This window comes from Achromobacter sp. K91, assembly GCF_003576205.1.
GTDB lineage: Bacteria > Pseudomonadota > Gammaproteobacteria > Burkholderiales > Burkholderiaceae_B > Achromobacter > Achromobacter aegrifaciens.
In genome coordinates this window covers 1-17,140 of the sequence record NZ_QWFB01000039.1, presented here as the reverse complement: position 1 = coordinate 17,140, position 17,140 = coordinate 1, and the positions used below count along the sequence as shown (strand labels likewise).

The following is a 17,140-nucleotide window of genomic DNA, read 5'->3' as shown; positions in this document are numbered from 1 at the left end:
AGGAGAAGAGGTCTTGCAGTATCGTCCCCACTTATACCTGAAACGCGCCCATCGCGCCGCCCCTTTCGCCATGTCCACGCCCTCTACGCTTGCCCCCGCCCTCGCCTGGTCCGGCCATCTGCGCCGCCGCCTGGATGCCCACCCGGATCTGGCCGCCTGGCTGAACGATGCCGTGCGCGAACCCGTCACGCCCGCGCAGATCGCGCGCTGGCAGGCGGAGCTGGCCGGACCGCAGGCAGGCGAGACGCTACCCGTGGAGGTCTGCCGCATGGTGCTGCGCAAGCTGCGCGAACGGGTCTTCAACACACTCATCGTGCGCGACCTGACCGGCCAGGCCGATCTGGAAGAAGTCGTGGGCGCCATGACCGCGCTGGCCGACACCGCGGTGGCCGCGGCCTATCGCAGCGTGGCGGCGGACCTCGCCGCCGTGCATGGCGTGCCGCGCGATCCGGCCACCGGCCAGCCGCAGGAAATGCTGATAGTGGGCATGGGCAAGCTGGGCGGCTGCGAATTGAATGTCTCGTCCGACATCGACCTGATCATGCTGTACGGCGAAGAGGGCGAAACCGACGGTCCGCGCCGCATCAGCCATCACGAGTTCTACGGCCGCCTGACGCGGCGCATGATGCCGGTGCTGTCCGAAGTCGACGCCAACGGCCAGGTGTTCCGCACCGACCTGCGCCTGCGCCCCGACGGCGACGCTGGTCCCCTGGCCTGGAGCCTGGACGCGCTGGAGCACTACCTGATCGGCCAGGGCCGCGAATGGGAACGCTACGCCTGGCTCAAGGCCCGGCTGATCCCGGCCCAGGCCTTCGAAGGCAGCGACAGCGCCGCCCAGGCGCGCCAGCTGGAAAGCCTGCGCGTGCCGTTCGTCTATCGCAAGTATTTCGACTTCGATGCGCTCTCGGCCCTGCGCGCCCTGCGCGAACGCATCCGCCAGGATTGGCAGCGGCGCGCCAGCGCGCGCAACGGCATCGACAGCGCCAACAACATCAAGCTGGGCGATGGCGGCATCCGCGAAATCGAATTCGTGGTGCAGCTTGCCCAGTTGATCCGCGGCGGCCGCATGCCCGCGTTGCAAAAACGCGGCCTGCTGGAAGCGCTGCACGCGGAGAGCGCCGCCGGCCTGGTGCCCGAGGAAGACGCGCGCCGGCTCGAAGAGGCGTACCGCTACCTGCGCCGCACCGAGCATGCCCTGCAATACCGCGAGGACGCCCAGACCCATTTGCTGCCGGGCGACCCCGAACAACGCGCCGGCCTGGCCGCAGCGCTGGGCATGAGCCCCGCTGACTTCGAAAGCACGCTGGCCGCGCACCGCCAATTCGTCTCGCAGACCTTCCGCAACGTATTCCGGCTGGTGGGCATGGGCGACGCCGAAGTGCCGGCGCCCGCGCCCGGCGCCACCGACCCTGGGTCCGGCCCGGACGAACCAGACAGCAGCTGCGAGCTCGCCGAACAAATCAGCCAGGCCTTCGGCGACGACGCGCAGGACCTGTTGCGCCGTACCGAGACCCTGCTGGGCAGCCACCGGGTGCGCAGTCTGCCCGAGAGCAGCCGCAAGCGCATGGACGCGCTGCTGCCGGCCGCCCTGCGAGCGGCCCTGCAAACCCCAGCCCCGCTGCAAGCCACGGTGCGGCTGTTCGACCTGATCGAGAAAATCGCCCAGCGCAGCGCCTACCTGGCCCTGCTGGCCGAATACCCCGACACCCTGGCGCGCGTGGCGCGCATGGTCGCCGCCAGCCCCTGGGCCGCGCAATACCTGACCCAGCACCCTCTGCTGCTGGACAGCCTGATCGATTGGCGCACCCTGTTCGAGCCGCTGGACTTCGGCCAGATCGCGCGCCAGCTGACCGCCGACCTGGACGCCTGCCGGCTGCCCGACGGCGATCCGGACATCGAGCGCCAGATGAACCTGATGCGCGACATGCAGCGCCAGGCCAGCTTCCAATTGCTGGCGCAGGATCTGGAAGGCGAACTCACCGTGGAGAAGCTGGCCGACCAGCTGTCCGCGCTGGCCGACCTGTTGCTGACCGAAACCATCCGCCGCACCTGGCCGCTGGTCAACAAGGCCGAGGGCGCCGAACCGCGCTTCGCCGTCATCGCGTACGGCAAGCTGGGCGGCAAGGAACTGGGCTATGCCTCGGACCTGGACCTGGTGTTCCTGTTCGACGACCCGCGCGACGACGCCGCCGAGGTCTACGCAAAGCTGGGCCGGCGCATGACGTCGTGGCTCTCGACCATGACCTCTTCGGGCCGCCTGTACGAAGTCGACCTGCGCCTGCGGCCGGATGGCGACGCCGGCCTGCTGGCGGTGTCCGTGGAAGCATTCGAGCAATACCAGCACAAGCACGCCTGGGCCTGGGAACACCAGGCGCTGACCCGCGCCCGCTACGCCTCGGGCGACGCCAGCGTCGGCGCGCGTTTCGAGCAGATCCGCGCAGACATCCTGGTACTGCCACGCGACGCCGCCAAACTGCGCGAGGAAGTGCTGGCGATGCGCGAAAAGATCAATGCTGGCCACCCCAACAGCAGCCCGCTGTTCGATCTGAAGCACGACCGCGGCGGCATGGTCGACGTGGAGTTCGTCACGCAATACCTGGTGCTGTGCCATTCGGGCACGCATCCGGTGCTGGTGCGCAACCTGGGCAATATCGCCTTGCTGCGCCTGTCCGGCGAGGCGGGCCTGATTGCTCCCGAACTGGCCGCGCGCGCCGGCGACGCCTACCGCACCCTGCGCCGCGTCCAGCACCAGATGCGCCTGCAGGGGGTGGAAAAGGCGCGCGTCCCGCAGGACCAGCTGCAGGAAGAGCGCGCCGCCGTGCGCGAGCTCTGGGATGCCGTGCTGGGCTGAGCGTATTTGGGGACGGGGGCGCCCCCCTTCAGCGGCAACTCAGCGTAAAATAAGGAGTTTTCCGCCTTATTTGTTTCCTGCAAGCCATGTCCGAACTCGTGCGCCCCAAACTCGACCTGCCCGCCGGCCGCCGCAAGGTGCTGATGCACTCGTGCTGCGCGCCCTGTTCCGGCGAAGTCATGGAAGCGATGACCGCCTCAGGCATCGATTACGCCATCTACTTCTACAACCCGAACATCCACCCGGTCAAAGAGTACGAAATCCGCAAGCAGGAGAACATCCGCTTCGCCGAGCAGCACGGCATCGAATTCATCGACGCCGACTACGACATGGACAACTGGTTCGACCGCGTCAAGGGCATGGAAAACGCTCCCGAACGCGGCGAGCGCTGCACGGCCTGCTTCGACATGCGCTTCGAACGCACGGCGCTCTACGCGCACGAGCATGGCTTTGACACCATCACCAGCTCGCTGGGCATTTCGCGCTGGAAGGACATGAACCAGATCAACGGCTGTGGCGAACGCGCCGCGGCGCGCTACGACGATCTGATCTACTGGACCTACAACTGGCGCAAGGGCGGCGGCTCGGCCCGCATGATCGAAATCAGCAAGCGCGAAAACTTCTACCAGCAGGAATATTGCGGCTGCGTCTATTCGCTGCGCGACACCAACCGCCATCGCCGCTCGCAGGGCCGCGAACGCATCCACATCGGCGTGAAGTTCTACGGCAAGGAAGACCTGATCAACGAGGAACAGCTCTGATCAGGACGGGCGTCCATGGCGCCGGTATTCCGACGGCGACACGCCGAAACGCTTGCGAAACGCATGGCTGAAACGCGCCGCATCTGAGAACCCGAATCTGTAGGCGATGTCGCCTATCGGCCGCGCCGCCTGAGCGGGGTCGCACAGCGTATCGCAGCAACGCTCCAGCCGCGCGCTGAGGATGAAATCGGCCGGGGTCGTGGAAGCCTGCGCGAACAGGTTGTACAAATAGCGGCGCGACATCCGGAAGGCCGCTGCAGCGGCCGCTGGCGACAGCGCCGGATCATGCAGGTTTTCAAGCATGTGCTGCTGCACCCGGCGCAATTGCGCCTGCCGCAGTTCGGCCTGGTCATGTTCGGCCTGCCCGCCTGCCCGCTCGCTGATATCCAGTCCCATCATCTGCAGCACCGCATTGGCGGCATCGCGCGAGGCGCTTTCGGACAGATGCGCGTGCTCGGTCAGCGCCACGCGCAGCAGGTCCATCGCCATGCGCCCGCACCCCTGGCGCGCGCTGAAGCTGCGCGCCACGGCATTCTGCATGAAAGACTGCCACGCCTCGAAATGCTTGCCGGGCACCTGCATGACCAGGAAGTGCGCGCCATCGTCGACGTCGACTTCGTACGGCCGGGTGGTGTCGTAGATGCTCCATTCGCCCGGCACCAGCAAGGCGCTGCGCCCCGACTGGCGGATCTCGCTGCGGCCAGCGAGCTGCAGCGTCACCTTGTAGCCGGACGACTCGGAACGGTTGGCCAGCAGCTTGCTGCGGCGCACGCGCTGGGCGCTGCTGCGCAACTCGCAGACCTGCATCCAGCCCAGCGAATCCACCGCCACGCTATTGCGGAAACGGGCCGGAAACACCGCGGACACTTCCAGGGGAACGAAGGTATCGCTGACATTTTCCTGCCAGCTTGCGCAGTCCAGGAAGTGCCTGGGCTCGCTGCGCAGAAGGGATGGGGACATGGCGACTCCGGCGTCTCGAAACGGCGTGCCTGTTTGCCTGGAACGGCCTGCCTGGCGACACAGCTACAGCGTTGAATGGAATGCTGCCTCTTTCTAGCATCGGTCGGCGCCAGGGAATATCGGTGACAACCCCTAAGTGCCTGTTCCTCTACGGTTTTCTGTCGCTGCCATAAGAATAGTCGGCCAACTGGAAGCCGAGCCGCGCCAGCGCCTGAGCCAGGCCATGACGCACCGGCACCACGTCCTCGTAGCGGCGCGGGCGGACCTGCGCGACTTCCTGTTCCGTGTACGGCCGGAAATCCGCCGGCAACTGCGCCGGGCTGAATTCCCGCACCACCCAGTTCAGCACGGCCGCGAGTTCGGCATTGCTGAGCTGCGATTGCGCGGCGCCCGGCACGCGGACCAGATACTCGCGGCCCTGCGGCAGATGCACGAACGCGCCCACCGAATTGCGGAAATCAGGAATGCCGTGGCGGCCGCTGCCACGGCCGTCCACGCGATGGCAGCCCGCGCATTGCAGCACGTAGTCGGCGCGGACGGCCAGACGCAGCCTGTCGGCGTCGGCGGCGTCAGCGGCCGCCTGCTCTGCGGCGGCCGTCCGGCCCACGCAGAGCAGGACGGCGGCGCACAACCCGCGCCACCCGTGCCATGGCGGTCGCCCTTCTGGCCTCATGATGTCGGCTTCGGCTTGGCCAGGCCCACGATCACCGAGGTCGTGCAGTGAAAGATGGAGGACTCGTTGGACATGCACCAGTTCACGTCGTTGTGCAGGAACATCTGATAGCCGGGCCGCTCGCGCTCGGCGGATGCGCACATGCATTTGCCGCAAGCAGCCTTGCCGCAGCAATCGTTGTAGCTGATCAGGTAGTCCTTGCCGTCCAGCGGATTGTGGCAGGTGCCAACCCACGACACGGCCGAAGGCGAGGTGCCAGGCGGGCAGGACGTCATGCTGCCGCCGCAGCATGAACACAGAAAGCCGTCCACCGCGCAATAGCGCCAGTAGTCGCACGCCGTGTCGTCCATTTGCGGTTTCTTGGGATCAGCGGGCGCTGACCGCGCCACCGGCAGCACCGGCATGAGGAATGCCGTTCCAACCAGCGCCCGGCCGATGCGGTTGAGCACGCTGCGCCGGGAAGTGGTGTGCGCAACCGAGCGTGCGGCGCGCTCCGCGAGTTTATCCAGCCATTGCATTGCCGCTCTCCTTGCGGGAAATCCGGGTTTCTTCCAACGCGCCGGCGGCCAGGAATTCCTGCACCGAAGCGACGCCCAGCTCCTTCGCGGTGAACAGGCTTTCGAGCTGTTCGCGCGAGTTGATCAGGCCCTTGGCGCGCAAGGTTCCGGTTTCATCGATCAGCACGGCATAGGGCAGCTTGCTGATCTGGAACTTCATGCCTAGTTCGGTCGACAGCAAGTACGGAAAACGCTCCAGGCCCGCCTGCTTGTAGAACGCCAGGTGCTCGGGCATTTCGCCATCGCTGGCCAGCACGATGCGCAGCCAGGCGCTTTCCGTGCTGGCCACCGACTTGAGGATAGGCAGCAGCTTCTTGCAAACCGGGCAGGTCGGGGAAAGAAAGAACAGCAGCTGGCTGTGCTGGCCGCGTTCGCCGATGACGATACGGCGACCCAGCAGATCCGGCAGTTCGAAGCGCGGAGCGGGCTCGCCCACGCCAGGGCCCTTATCCATCGTCAGCGCCCCCATCGGCGCCACGCGCTCGTACAGCACGCCGATCTGCCGCGACAGCGCCAGGATGACCAGCACCAGGCAGAGCACCACGCCCCACAACAGAAAATTGGAAATGATCAAGGCATCCATGTGAGTTTCCTTCAGAGATTGCGCAATTTGAGATGGGAGGCCAACAGGTGATTGGCGGTGAAGTACAGGCCCACGGCAGCCATCGCCAGGCCGAAGACGGCGGCGGAGTCGGCCCACTGCAGACCGCGCGATTGGCCCGCCGCGGAGATCAGCGCGGGCGCAGCCCACAGCGCCAGCGCCGCGTTGCGCAGCACCAGCCACCACGACAGCCCGCCACGCTGCGCGCCGCGCCCCGGCCCGCCGGCGGCGGGGCCGCCGCAGCCGCAATCGATGTCGCGATGCCCGCGCAGCAGATTGAAGGCCAGCGCCAGCGTCGCCGCCGCCAACACCAGCAGCGCCAGTTGCGCGCCCGCCGCCTGTCGTGCCGGCGCCAGCAGCAAGGCGCCGGACAGCGCTTCGCCCAGCACGAAGAGCCACGCGAACGCGCCGCTCCACCCCGCCGGCAGGATGCGGTAGGCCGACACGATAGCGGCGAAGCCCGCCATGTCCCTCAACTTTTCCAGCGCCCCCAGGAGCAGCACGCAGGCCAGCGCCGCGCTCGCGGCATACAGCAGCACGGGATCGTTCATCGCGCACCTCGCGGTTGCGGTTCGACCTGCAGCGCGGTTTCGCCGGCGGCCTGGATCGTGCCCTTGAGGACCGGCGCGGCCGGCGCGGCGTCGTAGACGTTCACGTTGCCGCCGTCGATCGTGTACAGGCGCGGCTGGTCGTCCTGCGAGACCGACATCGACAAGGCATTCTGGCCCGGCACCCGCGCCACCCGCTTGTGCGTGGCCAGGTCGTAGACCCAGATCTCGGCGGCCGGCGTCTTGTGCGAGCCCTCGGCGCCGTTGGGATGCATGCCCACATACAGCCGCTTGGCGGCCTTGTTGATGGCCAGCAGGTTGTAGCCGCCAGGGCGCCAGCCCTGGTCCTTGCCCGAAGCGTCCAGCAGGGACCAGGGCTTGCCGAAAGCCGCGTCCTTGCCGCTGAAGTCGGCGCTGTAGACATTGCCGTTGTAGGACACGAAGTAGTAGGTGTCGCCCAGGTTCTCGGTGTGCGTGAAGATGGGGTCCTTTTCGGGATCGAACATGGGCTGGCTGCGCTGCTGCCCCGCCGGCTTGCCGGCCTGGTCCAGGTCCACGGTAAGCAGCGCGCCGTCGCCGCAGATGCTGGCGAAGCTGCGCGGGCGCGACGGCAGCACGATGATGCTCCAGCACCCTGCCGCCGCGGTGACCTCGTCCGCGAACTGGCGCGTCTTCAGGTTCACCACCGTGACCGAGGACGCGGGCGTGGCGTTCTGCACGAACAGCAGTTCCCCGTCCGTGCTCTGCTGCAGATAGTTGCGGTAATTCAGCGCCTGGGCGCGTTTCTGCGGGATCGGCACCTCGTACTTGGGCGTGAGCGTTTCGGCGTCCCAGGCCTCCACCACGTCGGTACGCTTGCCGCGGTTCAAGCGCTCGTAGTAGGTCGTCATGACGTAGATGTCCTTGCCGTCCGCGGACACGGTCATGTGGCCGTTGAACGACGCGGGCACCATGCCCAGGAACTTCAAGGAGTCGCCGTCATAGATGTTGACCCGGCTGTCGACCAGGTGATTGAAGACGGCATCCATCACGTACAGCCGGTGCGGCGTGGCCGGCGGCAGGCGGGTGCCGCCCTTGAGCTCTTCCACGGGCAGATCCGCCCGGGCTAGCCCCGCCGACGCCGCCAGGACGGCGCATAGCGCCCACCGTCCGGCCCGCGATGCGCATGTTCTGGCGCTAGGCGCGTTCATCGATATTCTCCTGGTCTCATGGTCCGGTTCTCCTAGAACGCATAGACGTAGCGCAACTGCACGCCACGCATCCGCGGTCCGTTCTCGACCTTCAGGTCGTGGATGTACTGCATCTGAATCTGGTTGGCGTCGTTGATCTGATGCGTCAGTTCGACGGCCAGCTGGTGATTGCGCGCCCGCGTGGCGACGGTCTCGCCGGACGAGGTTTCCTTGCCGCCAGTCTCGTAGCGGTAACGGATGCCGGTGTAGGTATCGGGCGTCAGGTTGGTCGAAGCCAGCGCGAAGAAACGGAACGAGGGATCCTTCTTCAGCGTCTGCCCATACCAGTCCGTATTGCGGCCGTAGATCTCCACCTCGGCGATGGCTTCGAGATAGGTGGATTCGCCGAAGCCCTGCACGAACGCGAAATCCTGGATGGTGGACCAGCGGTTCTTGCCCGGAGACACGTCGGGACGCGAACCGTCATAACGGCCCACCGGCGCCACCACAAAGGGCTCCCAGGCGAACCAGGTCTTGGTCTGCTCGTTGTTGTACAGCCAGATGGCCGACCCGAGCGTCACGTCGCCGATGCCGGTCTGGTGGTCGCCGGGCGCGCCCGGCAGGTCCAGCGAGGTCCGGTACATCGGCACGATGAATTCGAGCTGCATCGTCTTGCCGTAGAAGTCGCGATAGTGCATCTGGCGGTACACCAGCGCATTCACGTCGACGGACGCGCCGTCCACCCGCTGCCCCTCGGCATACAAGCCCGAGGATCGTAATCCCGCCAGATACCCGGCGATGATATTGGTGCCCACCGGCGCGGGTATCCAATCCCGCGCGCTGGGGTCTCCTGCCCATGCCGCCTGCGACGCTGCCGCGCACGCGAGCAACAGCGTGGCCCGTCGGCGGCCCCGGCTACCTGTCCTGCCTGCCATGTCTTCCCCTTGGTGTCATGAAAGCGCGGCCACCGGTATTTCCCGGCTTGGGCCGCGCGCTCATCGTTCTAGTAAGCGATGCAAACGGACTTCCGCTCCAGGTACATCTCCAGCACGGCGCGGCCGTGCTCGCGGCCGATGCCGGACTGCTTGAATCCGCCGAAAGGCATGTTGGGATCCAGCATGTTGTGCGTGTTCACCCAGACGGTGCCGGCATCGATGCGCGGGATCAGGCCTTGCACGCGGGAGAGATCGTTGCTCCAGAGGCTGGCGCCCAGGCCGTAGGCGCTGTCGTTGGCCAGCCGCACCGCATCGTCCAGCGTATCGAAGGGCTGCGCCACCACGACTGGTCCGAAGATCTCCTCGCGAACGATACGCGCCCCCGGCGGCACGTCCGCGAAAACGGTGGGCTGCACGAAGTAGCCCGAGCCGCTGCCGCTGCCTCCTCCCGCCAGCACCCGTCCGCCTTCGCTGCGTCCAAGGCCGATGTAGTCCATGACGCGTTTCTGGTGGCGGGCCGACACCAGCGGGCCGACCTGGGTGGCGGGGTCGAATCCGGACCCCAGCTTCATGCCGGCGGCCAGATCCGCCAGTCCCTGGACGACCTTGGGATACAGGCCTTTTTGCACATACAGGCGCGAACCCGCCGTGCAAACCTGGCCCTGGTTGAAGAAAATGGCGGCCGCGGCGCCCTGCACCGCGCGGTCGACGTCGCAGTCGTCCAGCACGATCACGGGGGACTTGCCGCCCAGCTCCAGCGAAACCCGCTTCATGTCGTCCATCGCGGCGCGCCCGATGAGCTTGCCGACTTCGGTCGACCCCGTGAACGCGATCTTGTCCACGCCGGGATGCGCAACCAGCGCGGCGCCAGCGTTCTCGCCCCGGCCGGTCACGACGTTGACGACGCCGGGCGGAAAGCCCGCCTCCAGCACCAGCTCGGCCAGGCGCAGCGCCGTCAACGGCGTTTCCTCGGCGGGCTTGAGCACCACGGTGCAGCCCGCCGCCAAGGCGGGCGCGATCTTCCAGATCGCCATCAACAGCGGAAAATTCCACGGAATGATCGCGGCCACCACGCCCACCGCCTGCGGCAAGGTATAGGCGCTGTACCGCACGCCCGGCGGAAACGGTATGGACAGCGACAGGGTGTCGCCCGTGATCTTGGTCGCCCACCCCGCCATGTAGCGCAGCCACTGCGCGCCCGAACCGACTTCCAGACCCTGCGCCACGCCCAGCAGCTTGCCGTTGTTCAGGGTTTCCAGACGGGCCAGTTCGGTGCCGTGCTGCTCGATCAGGTCGGCCAATTTCAGCAACAGGCGTTCGCGCCCGGCAGGCAGCATGTCACGCCAGGGACCGGATCCGAAGGCGCGCCTGGCGGCCTGCACCGCCAGGTCCACCTGCTGCGGCCCGGCGTCGGGCTGATGGGCGATGACGTCGCCCGTGGCCGGATCATGGACGGCGATGGGCGCGCCTTGTCCTTCGCGCACCGGCTTGCCATCGATGAGCATGGCTTCCCGGATGGCGGCCAGTTCCGGGCGGTCAGAACCGGCGTGGCCGGCGGCGCTTGCGCTTGCTGAAGACATTCGAAGCTCCAACGAAATGGTTGAAGCCAGGATAGCAACGGCCTTCCCGGAAGGCTTGTCGGACCGTGCATGGCGTTTTGTCATTCTGCGCACGGCAAAAAAAACCCGGCAACGCGCAGCGCGGTGCCGGGCCTGGCGCGGCGCCCTTGTGGGCCCCGCGCATCGCTGACGTCGAATCAATCCAGCATCAGCACCGTGGCGCCGGTGGTCTTGCGCGCGGCCAGCGCAGTCTGGGCCTCGCCGGCCTGCTCCAGCGTGTAGCGCTGGTCGATGCGGACCTTGATCTTCTTCTTCAGGACCAGGTCGAACAGCTCCTCGGAGGCGGCTTGCAGCTTGGCCAACGTGTTCACGTGCAGGCCCAGCGACGGGCGCGTCACGTACAGGCAGCCCTTCTGGTTCAGCGTCGCCAGGTTGACGCCAGACACGGGGCCGGACGCGTTGCCGAAGCTCACCATCAGGCCGCGCGGCTCGATGCAGTCCAGCGAGGTTTCCCAGGTGTCCTTGCCCACGCCGTCATACACCACCGGCACCTTCTTGCCGCCGGTCAGCTCGAGCACGCGCTCGGCCACGTTCTCGCGCGAGTAGTCGATGGTTTCCCAGGCGCCATTGGCGCGGGCCAGTTCGGCCTTCTCGGGGCTGGAGACGGTGCCGATCAGCTTCACGCCCAGGGCCTTGGCCCATTGGCACGCGATCAGGCCCACGCCGCCCGCGGCCGCGTGGAACAGGATGGTCTCGCCGCCTTGCAGACGGTAGGTCTGGCGGAACAGGTATTGCACCGTCAGGCCCTTGAGCATCAAAGCCGCCGCTTCGTCAAAGCCGATGCCCTTGGGCACCTTGACGACCTGCGCGGCCGGAACGTTGCGCGCCTTGGCGTAGGCGCCGATGGGGCTCTGGCCGTAGGCGACGCGGTCGCCCTTTTTCAAATGCGTGACGTCGGCGCCGACCGCGGTCACGACACCCGCGCCCTCGAAGCCCAGGCCGTGCGGCAACGCGTGGGGATACAAGCCCGTGCGGTAATAGATATCGATGAAGTTCAGGCCGGCGGCGTGCTGCTCGATCGTGACTTCATTGGCGGCGGGCGGAGGCACTTCCACCTCGACCAGCTTCAGGACTTCAGGACCACCGTGCTGCTCGATACGAATTGCCTTGACGAGATTGCTGGCCATGCTGGCCTCCTTTCATTGGAAAAAATGCTAACGAGAGCCTGTCTGCGGCCCCTGAACGAGAAAAACCAGATTCAACGCGATGGCCGGGCCCCGTCCTGCCTGGCGGACGCCAGCCTGCCGGCCCCGCCCCCCATCAGCACGAATACCCCTGCCAGCACCAACGCGGTCCCCGCCATCTGCCACACAGTGATGGGCTCTTGCAGAAACCACGACGCCAGAAACAGCACCGACACCGGCCCGATCATGCCCAGCAGCGACGCGGTGGGCGCGCCGATCAGCGCCACCGCCCACATCAGCATGAACACCGGCACCACGGTATTCAGCGTGGCGTGGATCACCGAATACCCGTAGACCCCGGCAGGCTGGATCAGCATGGACGGGGGATGCACGGCAAAGAACTGGATGATGCAGGCCACGCAGGACACCAGCATGGCATACGCCACCAGGCGCGTCGCCCCCAAGCGCTTGACCAGTTCCCCCGAACAGATCAGGTACACAGAATAGCTTGCGGCCGACCCGAAAACGAACAAAGACCCTAACAGCACCTCGCCGCCGCCGAAGGACAGGTCGTGGGCGAACACCAGCACCACCCCGGCATAGGACAGCGCCATGGCCATCCACTGGCGGCGCTCGACCGCGCGCTTGAACCAGAACGCCGACAGCAACACCACCAGCGAAGGCGACAGGAACAGGATCAGGCGCTCCAGGCTGGCGGTGATGTAGCGCAGCCCCAGAAAGTCCAGGAAGCTGGACAGGTAATAGCCCAGCAGGCCCAGCACGCAGACCTGCGCGCGCTCCTTCCAGGTCATCACGGGGATTTCGCCGCGCGCCGCGCGGCGCGACTGATGCCAGGCCACCGCAGCGAAGAACGGCATGGCGAACAGCATGCGGAAGGCAATGAGGGTGACCGCGTCGATGCCGTAGCGGTAAGTGAACTTCACCACGATGGCCTTGGCCGAGAACAGGACTGCGCCCAGGGTCGCCAGGAAAAAACCGGCGGTGCGGTTGGAAAGGCGGAAGGACGGCGAAAGCTTGGCAAGGCGATTCATGCGATGATTTTATGTTCAGTGCAAAAACACCGCACGCCTTTACCCACGCTTTCTTCGCCATACGCCTGCCTCACGCATGACCCGACACCGCGCCCTCACCTACATCCACGTTGCCGCCGTGCTTTTCGGCCTGACCGGCGTGTTCGGCGAATTGATCCAGGCCAGCGCCGCCGTGATCACGCTGGGCCGGGCCGTCTTCGCGGTGCTCGCGCTGGGGCTGTTCGCCCGCATGCGCCGCAAGCCGCTCCTGGGCGCCCTGACGCCGGCGCAGCTGTTCGTGCTGGTGGTGTCCGGCGCCCTGCTGGCGGGCCACTGGGTCACTTTCTTCATCGCCGTGAAAGTCGGCGGCATCGCCATCGCCACGCTGGGTTTCGCCAGCTTCCCCGCTTTCATCACCTTGTTCGAGGGCCTGCTCTTCCGGGAACGCATCCGTCCGACCGAATGGCTGCTGCTGGGCCTGGTGACTGCAGGCCTGGTGCTGGTCACGCCCGCGTTCGACCTGGCCGACCAGGGCACCATCGGCCTGGCCTGGGGCCTGTTGTCGGGCCTGAGCTTCGCGCTGCTGGCGCTGAGCAACCGCCGTTCGGCCTCGGGCATGGACCCGATGCAGGTGGCCTGCTGGCAGAACCTGATCGTGGCGTTGGTAATGCTGCCCTTCGCCGTATCCCAGTTGCCTGCGCTGCCTGCGCTGGACTGGTTCTGGCTGGCGCTGCTGGGCATTTTCTGCACCGGCTTGTCGCACTATCTGTTCGTGTCCAGCCTGACGCGGCTGAACGCGCGCAGCGCCGGATTGGTCATCGCGCTGGAGCCGGTCTATGCCATCGCCTTCGCCTGGGCGCTATTCAGCCAGGAGCCCACGCCGCGCATGATGGCGGGCGCCGCCCTGATCGTGGCCGCCATCGTCTGGTCGGGCCTGCGCAAGCAGGCGCCCGCCGCACAGCCGGACATCGCGGCGAAAACGCAGCCTTGACAATAACTGACTAGGCAGTAAAATTCGGCGCATATGACTGCTGCGCCTCCCCCTTCTCCGTCCGACGGACCCGTCCATTACCGCGCAGACGCCAGCTGCGTAATGGATGAAAACGCCGGCTTCCTGATCAAACTGGTTTCCAATTCCCTGAACCGGATGCTGGACCAGGAAATGGCCCCGCTGGAACTCACCGCGATGCAATGGCGTCCGGTGCTGCTGGTGTTCCAGGGCCGCGCCGATACGCCCGCTGAACTCGCCAGACTTACAGGCATGGACACGGGCGCCATGACCCGCGCGTTGGACCGGCTGGAAGCCAAGGGACTGCTGCGCCGCAACCGGTGCCAGACAGACCGCCGGGTCGTCAAGATCGAACTCACCGAGATCGGCGAGGCCAAGGCGCGCGCGATCCCGCCCAATATCGCGCGGGTACTGAATTACCACCTGCGCGGGTTTTCCAGCGACGAAGTCGCGCAGCTCAAGCACCTGCTGCGCCGGATGATCGCCAACGGCTCCGCCTCGTCAGCCCCCCCAAACCGCTAAGGTCCGCCAGCGAACCCCGGCTTTCGGGGTTTTATTTGGCATAATGATTGCCTAGGCAAATACAGATCAATCAATTACTTTCAGCAAACAGTCAGGATGAAACGCCTTCTCACTACCGTATTGGTGCTGGCCCTGAGCGGTTGCGCATTGATGGAATCCGGCTCCGAGCCGGTGGCCGCGCTGGACGGCGCCAAGCTGGGGCTCACCAGCCAGGACACCGTCTGGCCCGAAACCCAATGGTGGCAGCGCTACGGCGATCCGCAGCTCAATGCCTTGCTGGACGAGGGCTTGGCCAACAACCCCTCGATGAGCGCGGCGCAAGCGCGCCTGGCCAAGGCCAATGCCGCCGTCGGCATCGCACGCGCCCCGCTACTGCCCCGGGTGGACGCCAACTACACGCTGACCCGCGAACACCTGTCCAAGGACTACATCTACCCCGCTCCCATGGGCGGCTCGGTCGTCAGCGACAACCGGCTGGCGCTGGACTTCAGCTATGAGCTGGACTTCTGGGGCAAGAACCGGTCGCGCCTGCAAGCGGCCGTATCGCAGCAAGCCGCCGCCGCGGCCGATGCGCAGGCGGCGCGCAATCTGCTGGCCGGCGCCCTGGTCCGCGCCTACCTGAATCTGCAGAACGCCTTTGCCCAGCGTGACGTGCTCAACCGCGTGCTGGCCCAACGCGCCGAGGTGCTGTCACTGACCCAAGGCCGCTACACGGCCGGGCTGGACACCCAGGTGGAAGTCAAACAGGCGGAATCGTCGCTGGCCGCCGGCAAGGTGGAACTGACCCAGACCGACACCACGTTGGCGCAGCTGCGCAATCAGGTCGCCGCGCTGGCCGGGGCCGGTCCGCAACGCGGGCAATCCTTGCAGCCGGTGGCGCTGACCGCTCCCGCCGGCGGCGTGCCCGCCAACGTGCCGCTGGACCTGCTGGGCCATCGCCCCGACGTCACCGCCGCGAAATGGCGCGCCGAAGCCGCCCGCCACGCCATCGACAGCGCCAAGGCCGAGTTCTACCCCAATGTGAACCTGGCGGCGTTCGTCGGCTTCCAGGCCATGGGCACCGGCAATCTGCTGGGCGCGGATGCCCGCATGGCCGGCTTCGGCCCGGCGGTCACGCTGCCGATCTTCCACGGCGGCGAATTGAACGCCAACCTGGCGGGCCGGCGCGCCGACGCCGACCTCGCGGTGTCGGACTACAACCAGACCGTGCTGGACGCCGTGCACCAGGTGGCCGATGCGCTCGACGGCTTGCGCCTGCTGGACCAGGAAAAGGCCCAGCAGCGCCAGGCCCGCGAAGCCATCGACGCCGCCTATGACCTGGCGGTCAAGCGCTACAAGGCCGGCATGGGCAACTACATCTCCGTGCTCATTGCGCAGACCGGCGTGCTGACACAGGCGCGACTGGACACCGATCTGCGCATCCGCGCCTATCAGCTGGACGCCAATCTCGCCAATGCGCTGGGCGGCGGCTACGCCCCCGCGGCCGAGCCGGCCCCCGCCACGAACTCCACCCATTGAACGCTCCCCGGACTCAGACGTCATGACCGCAGCCACTCCCGCCGCCAATCCCGCCCGCAAACGCCTGCTGCTGCTGGCAACCGGCGCCTTCATCCTCATCGCGATCGCTTACGGCATCTGGTGGGCGCTCTTCGGCGCTCATTTCGAGAGCACCGACGACGCCTACGTGCATGGCAACCTGGTGCAGATCACGCCGCAAGTGCCCGGCACGGTCGTGGCCATCGAGGCCGACGACACGGAAACCGTGGCCGCCGGCCAGCCGCTGGTGCGCCTGGACCCGGCCGACACCGACGTGGCCTTGCAGCAGGCCCAGGCCAAACTTGCGCAAACGGTGCGCCAGGTGCGCACCATCTACGTCCAGAACGACGCCCTGGCCGCCGACGTCGACCTGCGCAACGCCGACATCCTGCGCGCCCAGGCCGAACTGACCCGCGCGCAAAGCGACGTCAACCGCCGCCAGCAACTGGCCAAGTCCGGCGGCGTCAGCGGCGAAGAGATCCTGCATGCCGAAGCCGCGCTGAAGTCCGCCCAGTCAGGCCTGGCGCAAGCCCGCGCCGCGCTGGCAGCCTCCCGCGCCAAGCTGGCCACCAACCAGGCGTTGACCCAGGGCACCACGGTCGCCGACCACCCCGACGTGCAGCAGGCCGCAGCCGGCCTGCGCAACGCCTGGCTGGCGCAATCGCGCACCGTGCTGCCCGCTCCGGTGGGTGGCGTGGTGGCCCGGCGCAGCGTGCAGGTCGGCCAGCGCGTCGCGCCCGGTTCGGCCCTGATGACGGTGGTGCCGCTGGACCAGGTGTGGATCGAGGCCAATTTCAAGGAAGGCCAGCTGCGCAAGATGCGCATCGGCCAGCCGGCCAAGATGGTGGCCGACCTGTACGGCAGCTCGGTCACCTACCACGGCACCATCGCCGGCCTGGACGCCGGCACCGGCAGCGCCTTCGCCCTGCTGCCCGCGCAGAACGCCACCGGCAACTGGATCAAGGTGGTGCAACGCGTGCCGGTGCGCATCGCGCTGGACCCCGAGGACCTGAAGAAGCACCCGCTGCGCGTGGGCCTGTCGATGGACGTGGAAGTGGACGTGGGCAAGCAGGAAGGCGAACCGCTGACGCAGGCCGAACGCAAGGAGCCGGCCTGGTCGACGCGCGCCTTCGAGCCGGCCCATGACGAAGTCGACGCCATGATCAGCAAGATCATCGAGGCCAACCTCGCATCATGAGCGCAGCCAAGCAGCCCGCCGCCGCGCCTGTCTCTTATACACATCT

Annotated in this window: 16 protein-coding genes; 6 read left to right on the top strand and 10 right to left on the bottom strand. The window is 66.9% G+C overall.

What is annotated here, in order from left to right:
* Positions 1-70: 70 nt before the first annotated feature.
* The gene (glnE, locus tag DXK93_RS20980) at positions 71-2,851 is read left to right on the top strand and encodes a bifunctional [glutamate--ammonia ligase]-adenylyl-L-tyrosine phosphorylase/[glutamate--ammonia-ligase] adenylyltransferase (protein WP_119451021.1); all 2,781 of its coding nucleotides are present in this window, start codon (positions 71-73) and stop codon (positions 2,849-2,851) included.
* Between the two features lie 86 nt (positions 2,852-2,937).
* Positions 2,938-3,612: an epoxyqueuosine reductase QueH gene (locus tag DXK93_RS20975; RefSeq protein ID WP_054458727.1), complete on the top strand. Its 675-nt coding sequence runs from the start codon at positions 2,938-2,940 to the stop codon at positions 3,610-3,612.
* Here DXK93_RS20975 and DXK93_RS20970 read toward each other — a convergent pair whose 3' ends face one another.
* The 10 genes from DXK93_RS20970 to DXK93_RS20925 form a co-directional block, all read right to left on the bottom strand.
* Positions 3,613-4,572: a helix-turn-helix domain-containing protein gene (locus tag DXK93_RS20970; RefSeq protein ID WP_054458728.1), complete on the bottom strand. Its 960-nt coding sequence runs from the start codon at positions 4,570-4,572 to the stop codon at positions 3,613-3,615. It lies immediately after the preceding gene.
* Between the two features lie 148 nt (positions 4,573-4,720).
* The gene (locus tag DXK93_RS20965; protein WP_225590564.1) at positions 4,721-5,203 is read right to left on the bottom strand and encodes a cytochrome c; all 483 of its coding nucleotides are present in this window, start codon (positions 5,201-5,203) and stop codon (positions 4,721-4,723) included.
* A 38-nt stretch (positions 5,204-5,241) separates the two neighbouring features.
* Entirely contained in the window at positions 5,242-5,763 is a 522-nt protein-coding gene (locus DXK93_RS20960) for a methylamine dehydrogenase light chain (RefSeq protein WP_119451020.1), read from the bottom strand.
* Positions 5,747-6,385 (bottom strand): methylamine dehydrogenase accessory protein MauD, encoded by a 639-nt coding sequence (gene mauD, locus DXK93_RS20955; protein ID WP_054458732.1) that lies wholly within the window; start codon positions 6,383-6,385, stop codon positions 5,747-5,749. The genes DXK93_RS20960 and mauD overlap by 17 nt, the downstream gene beginning before the upstream one ends.
* 11 nt (positions 6,386-6,396) lie before the next feature.
* Positions 6,397-6,954, bottom strand: a complete 558-nt coding sequence (locus DXK93_RS20950) for a MauE/DoxX family redox-associated membrane protein (protein ID WP_119451019.1) — start codon at positions 6,952-6,954, stop codon at positions 6,397-6,399.
* Complete coding sequence (locus tag DXK93_RS20945) at positions 6,951-8,141, bottom strand: amine dehydrogenase large subunit (RefSeq protein WP_054458736.1); 1,191 nt, start codon at positions 8,139-8,141, stop codon at positions 6,951-6,953. The genes DXK93_RS20950 and DXK93_RS20945 overlap by 4 nt, the downstream gene beginning before the upstream one ends.
* 32 nt (positions 8,142-8,173) lie before the next feature.
* On the bottom strand, positions 8,174-9,055 hold the full coding sequence (locus DXK93_RS20940) for a transporter (protein WP_054458738.1): 882 nt from the start codon (positions 9,053-9,055) through the stop codon (positions 8,174-8,176).
* Positions 9,056-9,123: 68 nt separating this feature from the next.
* Positions 9,124-10,635 carry a phenylacetaldehyde dehydrogenase StyD gene (styD, locus tag DXK93_RS20935; RefSeq protein ID WP_119451018.1) on the bottom strand — a complete coding sequence of 504 codons (1,512 nt, stop codon included), beginning with the start codon at positions 10,633-10,635 and terminating at the stop codon, positions 9,124-9,126.
* 176 nt (positions 10,636-10,811) lie between these two features.
* Positions 10,812-11,801, bottom strand: a complete 990-nt coding sequence (locus DXK93_RS20930; protein ID WP_054458742.1) for a quinone oxidoreductase — start codon at positions 11,799-11,801, stop codon at positions 10,812-10,814.
* Between the two features lie 71 nt (positions 11,802-11,872).
* Complete coding sequence (locus DXK93_RS20925) at positions 11,873-12,850, bottom strand: DMT family transporter (protein WP_054458743.1); 978 nt, start codon at positions 12,848-12,850, stop codon at positions 11,873-11,875.
* Between the two features lie 76 nt (positions 12,851-12,926).
* Between DXK93_RS20925 and DXK93_RS20920 the strand changes: the two genes are divergently transcribed.
* From DXK93_RS20920 to DXK93_RS20905, 4 genes are all read left to right on the top strand, one after another.
* The gene (locus DXK93_RS20920) at positions 12,927-13,820 is read left to right on the top strand and encodes a DMT family transporter (RefSeq protein ID WP_054458744.1); all 894 of its coding nucleotides are present in this window, start codon (positions 12,927-12,929) and stop codon (positions 13,818-13,820) included.
* Between the two features lie 33 nt (positions 13,821-13,853).
* Positions 13,854-14,360, top strand: a complete 507-nt coding sequence (locus tag DXK93_RS20915) for a MarR family winged helix-turn-helix transcriptional regulator (protein ID WP_054458746.1) — start codon at positions 13,854-13,856, stop codon at positions 14,358-14,360.
* 96 nt (positions 14,361-14,456) lie between these two features.
* Positions 14,457-15,878, top strand: coding sequence for an efflux transporter outer membrane subunit (locus DXK93_RS20910; RefSeq protein WP_054458748.1), 1,422 nt, complete (start codon positions 14,457-14,459; stop codon positions 15,876-15,878).
* A gap of 22 nt (positions 15,879-15,900) precedes the next feature.
* Positions 15,901-17,094 carry an efflux RND transporter periplasmic adaptor subunit gene (locus tag DXK93_RS20905; RefSeq protein WP_119451017.1) on the top strand — a complete coding sequence of 398 codons (1,194 nt, stop codon included), beginning with the start codon at positions 15,901-15,903 and terminating at the stop codon, positions 17,092-17,094.
* Positions 17,095-17,140: the final 46 nt, after the last annotated feature.

Coding starts and splice junctions, on each gene's coding strand:
- glnE (WP_119451021.1), top strand. CDS start 71: ATGTCCACGCCCTCTACGCTTGCCCCCGCCCTCGCCTGGTCCGGCCAT.
- DXK93_RS20975 (WP_054458727.1), top strand. CDS start 2,938: ATGTCCGAACTCGTGCGCCCCAAACTCGACCTGCCCGCCGGCCGCCGC.
- DXK93_RS20970 (WP_054458728.1), bottom strand. CDS start 4,572: ATGTCCCCATCCCTTCTGCGCAGCGAGCCCAGGCACTTCCTGGACTGC.
- DXK93_RS20960 (WP_119451020.1), bottom strand. CDS start 5,763: ATGCAATGGCTGGATAAACTCGCGGAGCGCGCCGCACGCTCGGTTGCG.
- mauD (WP_054458732.1), bottom strand. CDS start 6,385: ATGGATGCCTTGATCATTTCCAATTTTCTGTTGTGGGGCGTGGTGCTC.
- DXK93_RS20950 (WP_119451019.1), bottom strand. CDS start 6,954: ATGAACGATCCCGTGCTGCTGTATGCCGCGAGCGCGGCGCTGGCCTGC.
- DXK93_RS20945 (WP_054458736.1), bottom strand. CDS start 8,141: ATGAACGCGCCTAGCGCCAGAACATGCGCATCGCGGGCCGGACGGTGG.
- DXK93_RS20940 (WP_054458738.1), bottom strand. CDS start 9,055: ATGGCAGGCAGGACAGGTAGCCGGGGCCGCCGACGGGCCACGCTGTTG.
- styD (WP_119451018.1), bottom strand. CDS start 10,635: ATGTCTTCAGCAAGCGCAAGCGCCGCCGGCCACGCCGGTTCTGACCGC.
- DXK93_RS20930 (WP_054458742.1), bottom strand. CDS start 11,801: ATGGCCAGCAATCTCGTCAAGGCAATTCGTATCGAGCAGCACGGTGGT.
- DXK93_RS20925 (WP_054458743.1), bottom strand. CDS start 12,850: ATGAATCGCCTTGCCAAGCTTTCGCCGTCCTTCCGCCTTTCCAACCGC.
- DXK93_RS20920 (WP_054458744.1), top strand. CDS start 12,927: ATGACCCGACACCGCGCCCTCACCTACATCCACGTTGCCGCCGTGCTT.
- DXK93_RS20915 (WP_054458746.1), top strand. CDS start 13,854: ATGACTGCTGCGCCTCCCCCTTCTCCGTCCGACGGACCCGTCCATTAC.
- DXK93_RS20910 (WP_054458748.1), top strand. CDS start 14,457: ATGAAACGCCTTCTCACTACCGTATTGGTGCTGGCCCTGAGCGGTTGC.
- DXK93_RS20905 (WP_119451017.1), top strand. CDS start 15,901: ATGACCGCAGCCACTCCCGCCGCCAATCCCGCCCGCAAACGCCTGCTG.